The sequence below is a fragment of the Micrococcaceae bacterium Sec5.7 genome (assembly GCA_039636785.1).
GTDB lineage: Bacteria > Actinomycetota > Actinomycetes > Actinomycetales > Micrococcaceae > Arthrobacter.
This window is the reverse complement of record CP144169.1, coordinates 4,301,117-4,307,194: the sequence shown is the minus strand read 5'-3', so window position 1 is coordinate 4,307,194 and position 6,078 is coordinate 4,301,117. Positions and strand designations below refer to the sequence as shown.

At 66.2% G+C, this 6,078-nt stretch carries 4 protein-coding genes and 1 pseudogene; 1 reads left to right on the top strand and 4 read right to left on the bottom strand.

The window, feature by feature from the left end:
- Positions 1-30: 30 nt before the first annotated feature.
- Positions 31-273 (bottom strand): annotated as a pseudogene (locus tag V3C33_20600) (hypothetical protein).
- 117 nt (positions 274-390) lie between these two features.
- The gene (locus V3C33_20595) at positions 391-981 is read right to left on the bottom strand and encodes a hypothetical protein (protein XAS67772.1); all 591 of its coding nucleotides are present in this window, start codon (positions 979-981) and stop codon (positions 391-393) included.
- A gap of 166 nt (positions 982-1,147) precedes the next feature.
- On the opposite strand from V3C33_20595, the gene V3C33_20590 reads away from it, so the two are divergent.
- Positions 1,148-2,539, top strand: a complete 1,392-nt coding sequence (locus tag V3C33_20590) for an MFS transporter (GenBank protein XAS67771.1) — start codon at positions 1,148-1,150, stop codon at positions 2,537-2,539.
- A 77-nt stretch (positions 2,540-2,616) separates the two neighbouring features.
- Here V3C33_20590 and V3C33_20585 read toward each other — a convergent pair whose 3' ends face one another.
- Together V3C33_20585 and V3C33_20580 are read right to left on the bottom strand one after the other, a co-directional pair.
- On the bottom strand, positions 2,617-4,959 hold the full coding sequence (locus tag V3C33_20585; GenBank protein ID XAS67770.1) for a glycosyl hydrolase family 65 protein: 2,343 nt from the start codon (positions 4,957-4,959) through the stop codon (positions 2,617-2,619).
- Positions 4,960-5,047: 88 nt separating this feature from the next.
- Positions 5,048-5,785: an HAD-IA family hydrolase gene (locus V3C33_20580; GenBank protein XAS67769.1), complete on the bottom strand. Its 738-nt coding sequence runs from the start codon at positions 5,783-5,785 to the stop codon at positions 5,048-5,050.
- Between the last annotated feature and the right edge of the window lie 293 nt (positions 5,786-6,078).

The window sequence follows — 6,078 nt, the reverse complement described above, 5'->3', positions numbered from 1 at the left end:
GCGGCCGCGGGGGGGCCCCCCCCCCCGCCCCCCACCGCCGGTCACGGCCGCGAGGTAGTCGCGTTCCAGCTTGGCCGCGAGCTGTGCCGCTGAGGCGCGTGGGTATTTCCGCTGGAGCCTGCGGATGTTGGCCAGCACCAGGGGGCGCTGGACATTCACGGCCTTGAGCAGCAGATTGTGGACGCCGGGCTTGGGTTTGCCGTCGGCGTCGAACACTGCATTATGGGCGGTTTCCTGGGCAATTTTCACTGCCGGGTTGCTTCGCTTGGCCATCTTCACCTCTGACTTAGCCTGCCTCACAGCCGGGGCTGTTGTGTTTCCTTAACACTAGGGCACGGCCACCAAGGCGCAGCCACCACGGCGCGGCCCTGCCGGCCGGGCCGCGTACGCCTACATCACCCAGGACTCCGCCATCGCTATATAGGCAGACGACGACGGCCCCCGCGGCCCCGGGTACACGGTTGCGGCACCGGGCCATTCGACCCCGAATTCGGCGAGCCGCCCGGTGCTGCATGGCAGGTAGACGTTGTTCATTGAAGCCGTTCGGTCACCCAGCTGAAAGTCAGGCGCGGAAAAGTGCCGGCGGTCAAGCACCCCGGATATTTCCATCTCAGCCTTGCGTCCGATGGCACGGAATCCGTGCTCAAGGTCCAGTTCGACGTCGAACTCGTCCCGTGTGTGGGTGAGCTGGTTCAGCGGGAAGCGGGCCGCCTCCGGAAAATGGCGGGTCAGTTCCGAGGCGAGCGTGGACGCGAAGAGCTCGTTGGCGCCGTAACTGCGCCAGCCCTGGAGGGTGGCGATCAGGAGGGCGTTTCCGGTGCCCCAGCGGGACCAGTCGGCCATCCAGAATGAGGCGAAGCAGCTGGCGGGTTCGCCGGGAACCTGCACGCCGTGACGGTCCACCGGATGCAGCGCAAGGCCTGGATTGGCGCCGATGAAGGCCATGCTGCGTCGCCACGTTCCGGCGGGAAGGGTACCCATGCTTCGACCTTATCCGGGTTGGGTCTGATTCCGGTTGTCCCGGGCCGGACCGGCCCGCTACCGCGAGAAGTTCACGGCCGCGGCGGCCGCCATGGTCCGGACTGCGGGGTCGGCTTCATTTTCCATGCCCGTTCCCCTTGGTTTTGCGTCGGCCTAAACTTACTCCATGCCCGCACCCAGAGCCCTCCGACCCTTTGCGCACCGTGAATACCGGGTGCTGATCGCGGCGCTGGCGGTGTCCATTTTCGGCTCCGGCATGTGGGCCGTTGCCATGGTCTATCAGGTGATCCGCCTCGGTGGCGGTCCCTTGGAGCTGTCCCTCGTGGCCGCTGCGGGCAGCATCGGGCTTGTGGCGTTTGTCCTCGCCGGAGGCATCGCCGCGGACCGGGTTCCGCAGCGGCTGCTGATCATCGCCGTCGAGGGCGCAAACCTGATGGTGATCGCAGCCGTCAGCGGGCTGGCCATGCTGGGCTGGCTGCAGCTGTGGCACCTGGCCGCGGGCGCCTTTGTGCTGGGCGTCGGGGCGGCCTTTTTCTTCCCGGCGTACTCGGCCATCCTGCCGCGGATACTTCCAGCCGAGGACCTGCTGGCAGCCAACGGCATGGAGGGGACCATGCGCCCCATCCTCCAGCAGGCGGCGGGCCCGGCCGTGGCAGGACTTGTTGTGGCCGCGCTTTCCCCGTCCCACGCGGTGGCCGGTGTGGCAGCCTGCCACCTGCTGGCCTTCGTCATCCTGAACTTTCTGGGACAGCATGCCCTGGACACCCCGGTCAACGGCGCAGAGCATGCAGGGAAGCCTGCAGAGCCGCGCGCCAAGGCATCCTTGTTCCACGACCTCCGCGAGGGCGTCCGCTACACGCTCAAAACACCGTGGCTGCTGTGGACGCTGCTGTGGGCGTGCATTTCCGTGCTGTTCCTGATCGGGCCCATCGAAGTGCTGATCCCGTTCGTGGTCCGCGACCAGCTGGGCGGCGGCTCCAGCATGTTCGGTTTCCTCCTGGCCACCATGGGTGTGGGCGGCGCCGCAGCCTCATTGGCCACAGCATCCTTCACACTTCCGCGACGGTACCTCACCGTGATGATGGTGGCGTGGGGTGCCGGCACCCTGCCGCTGGCCGCCGTCGGCATCATGGACAATTTCTGGGCGATAGCGGCCGCGCTGTTTGTATTCGGCGCAACCGGAGGCGTGGGCATGGTCATCTGGGGCACCCTGCTGCAGCGCCGTGTGCCACCACATCTGCTGGGGCGCGTGTCAAGCCTGGATTTCTTCGTGTCACTGGCGCTGATGCCCATTTCCATGGCCCTCGCGGGACCGGCCGCCGAGGTAATACCTGTCTGGCTGATCTTCCTGGTGGCAGGCGGAGTCTGCCCCGTCATGGCCGTCGTGGCGATGATGGCTGCCAGGATGCCGGCGGATGAGCTCGCCCACCCGCTGGACCCCGGCACTCAGGGCAGCCACGCCAACGACACCGACACCGACACCGACACCGACACCGAGGACAGTCGACCCCGGAAGGGCGGCACCAACGCCCCCGCCGGCTCTCAAGCGCGCGGCTAAGGCCGACTCGACGCCGCCATTCCGGCGATCCCCGCGAGCGCCTTGGACGCCGCGTCGGCACCCTCCGGGAGGATGAGTCAGGCGCGGGCGCGCACCACGGGGATGCTCGCCGTCGGAAGTCCGCTGGGGAAGACGGTAGGTTCCGGGACTTCGACCGGATCCAGCGCAACCCGCACCGGATCCGCCCCGACGGTGTGCAGTTCGCCGCGGACATTGATCTCCAGCGGCGAACCCTCACGGATACTCAGCGAAATAGCCTCCGGGTCCAGTTCCACGAACAGCAGCCGGCCCTGGATCTTGAGGTGGAAGGACAGCCCGTCCCACTCCCCCGGCAGGCGCGGATCGAAGAACGGTACCGGCCCCTGGTCGCGCAGCCCGGCAAAGCCACATACGAGCGAGCTCCACACGCCGCCGGCGGAAGCGATGTGCACACCGTCGATGGTGTTGCCGTGGGTGTCGTCCAGATCAATGAATGCAGCGTTGGTGAAGTGGTCCAGTGCGGCCTTGGGGTAGCCCACTTCGGCCGCCATGATGCCCTGCACACAGGCGGACAGCGTGGAGTCGCCGGTGGTGATGGGATCGTAGAAGTCGAACGCGCGGCGTTTTTGCTCGGCCGTGAAATCCTGCCACTGCAGGAACATGGCCAGCACGGTGTCCGCCTGCTTCAGCACCTGGTGACGGTAGATCACCAGCGGATGGAAATTGAGCAGCAGCGGGTATTTGGAGCGCGGGGTGTTCCAGTCCCACGGCTCAAGGGTCATGAAGTCGTTGTCCTGCGAGTGCACCTGCATGCGCTCGTCGAAGGGCAGCTGCATAAGATTCGCGGCAGCCTGCCACAGCTGGCGCTCGTCGTCGTCAATCTCCGGGTGGTCCAATGCCGCCGCGGCCCGCAGGTTAAACCGGGCCATCACGTTGGTGTACAGGTTGTCGTTGACCACGGCGGTGTACTCGTCCGGGCCGGTGACCCCATGGATGTGGAAGAGCCCGTCCTTCCCGAAGAATCCCAGCGAAACCCACATACGGGCGGTTTCGATCAGCAGGTCCGCACCCATTCCGTCGCGGAAGCCGTTATCTCCGCTCGCCCAGAGGTACCTGTTGGTGGCGAAGGCGATGGCCGCCGCAATGTGGAACTGCGCGGTGCCGGCCGCGTAGTAGGCGCTGGCTTCGAGCCCGTTGATGGTGCGCCACGGGAACAGTGCGCCGTGCACGCTGAGCTCCTTGGCCCTGACCTTGGCGTCCGGAAGCATCTCGTGACGGAACTCCAGAACCTGGCGGGCGCCGTCGGGGTTTGAATACGTCAGGTAGGGCAGGAGGTACACCTCCTGGTCCCAGAAATAGTGCCCTTCGTAGCCGGAGCCGCTCACACCCTTGGCCGGGATGCCCGCCACATCGGCGCGCGCCGTGGCCTGCGCCAGCTGGAACAGGTTCCAGCGGATGGCCTGCTGCAGCTCCGGCTGGCCACCCACCAGAATGTCCGTGGTGGCCCAATAGCCGCGGTAGTGCGTTTCGCTCTCGGCGAAGATCTCGCCGACCGGCTTCAGCCCGGGTTCCGCCGCCTCCGCCGCGTCCTGCCCGGAATCCTGGACACCACGGCCCGAGGCGTAGCTGACGCTCTTTTCCAGCCGGAAGGGCTCGCCCGCGCCCACCACCAGAACGTAGCGGACGCTGCTGTCGTCCTGGTCCACCCGGGTCTCGAATGGCTGCAGTCCGGCGGATGTCCAATGATCGACGGCGATCCCCACGCGTTGCTTGGAAACCGCGGCTTCCCAGGAGAGACGGAGCGAGCCGTCGCCGCCGTCGAGCCTCAACGGCAACAGGACACGCCCGGCGTGCCGGCCGGCACGGCGGGGGTCATGCGCCGAATGCTCGTCAACAGGCTGGTCCTGGCGGTTGATGACGGATGATGTGACGTCCGCGGCCACGTCCTGGTCCGCCGATAGTTCCAGCGAGATGCCCATGCTGCCACGCGATGTGAATCCCACGGCACGGCGCTCGGTGGTGGTCACAGTGGCCCCGGAGCGGCACTGCCACGTGATGCGGCATTCGTAGATGCCGGTGGCAAAGTCAACGGTGCGCCTGTAGTCGAGCACTGCGGATTCGGCCAGGCTGAGGGTTTCGCCGTCGATGATCACGGTGAAGTTGTTGACGTCCGGAATGTAGAGGATCCGCTGGCCGGTGCGGGCAAAGCCGAAGGCGTTCTCGGCGTGCTTGATGTCCCAGATCTCGTGGAGGCCGTTGATGAAACTGCCCGGGAGATCGGCGTCGGCCGCGGCCGAGTGGGCGCCACGGATGCCGAGGTGTCCGTTGCCCAGGGCAAACAGGGTTTCCAGCGCGCCGGCGTTGCCCTGGACGTGGCTGGTTTCCACGAGTTGCCAGGGGTGGTTGGGGAACCGGGCGCGGTCTGCGGTGATGATTGCCATGGTTGTTGGGGTCCTTTGGCGTTAGTGCGTTGCAGCGGGGTGTTAATGCGTTGCAGCCGAAAACGGTGCGGCGGGGAGTTCCGCGGAGCTAGAGCAGTTCGTTGAGATCGTTGACCACCAGAGAGGCGCCGGCATCCAGCAGGGTCTGCCTGCCAGCGCCGCGGTCCACCCCGATCACCGAGTGGAAACTTCCGGCGCTGCCTGCCTGGACGCCGGAAACGGCATCCTCGACGACCACGCACTCCTCACTGGGCAGCCCCAGCAGCTCCGCGGCATACTCGTATGTGGCCGGGCTGGGTTTCCCCGGCAGTCCTTGCGCTGCAGCCAGCACGCCATCCACCACCACGCGGAAATGCCCGCTGAGTCCTGCGGCGAGCAGGACCGCCGGGGCGTTCCGGGAGGAGGAGACGACGGCGAGCTTGAGTCCCAGCGCCTGTGCGGCTTGGATGAAGCGCACTGAACCCTCAAACGGCTCCACGCCGCCGGCCTGGACGATGTCGTTGAAGATCTTGTTTTTGCGGTTACCCAGTCCCTGCACCGTGGTGTTGGCGGGGTGGTCGTCCGTGGGGCCCTCGGGAAGCACAATGCCGCGGGACGTCAGGAAGTCCCGGACGCCGTCGAACCGCGGTTTGCCGTCAATGTGGTCGAAGTAGTCGCTTTCGCGGTAGCCGGCGAATTCCGGTTTGGACTCGAGATAACCGTCAAAGAGCTCCTGCCACGCGCGCTCGTGGACCGTGGCCGTGGGAGTGAGGACGCCGTCGAGGTCAAAAAGGATGGCGGAGGCCCCGGTCCAGCTGGTGCGGTTGCTGTTGGGAAGTGCAGTCATGCGCGGATCGGTGTCCTTTCAGACGGTGAGGACAACAGTGGCGGGATGAATCGATGGATGCGGGGGCGGCGTTGTTTCGATGGCCGCGGGCAGCGTCTTTGCCGGTGCTGGCGGGCACTAGTGAGTGGTCAGGCAGTGGCCTGGCGGTACGCGCGCGCTGATGATCGTCCCTTCCCATGATGAACGCGTTCCTCCGCGCTGGCAAACCGAGTTCACCGACAGCCAAGTCCTGCGCCGGAAACCCCGGCCGAAAAAAGTGTAAGCGCTTACAATTTTGGCGTGCAAGTGGTTCA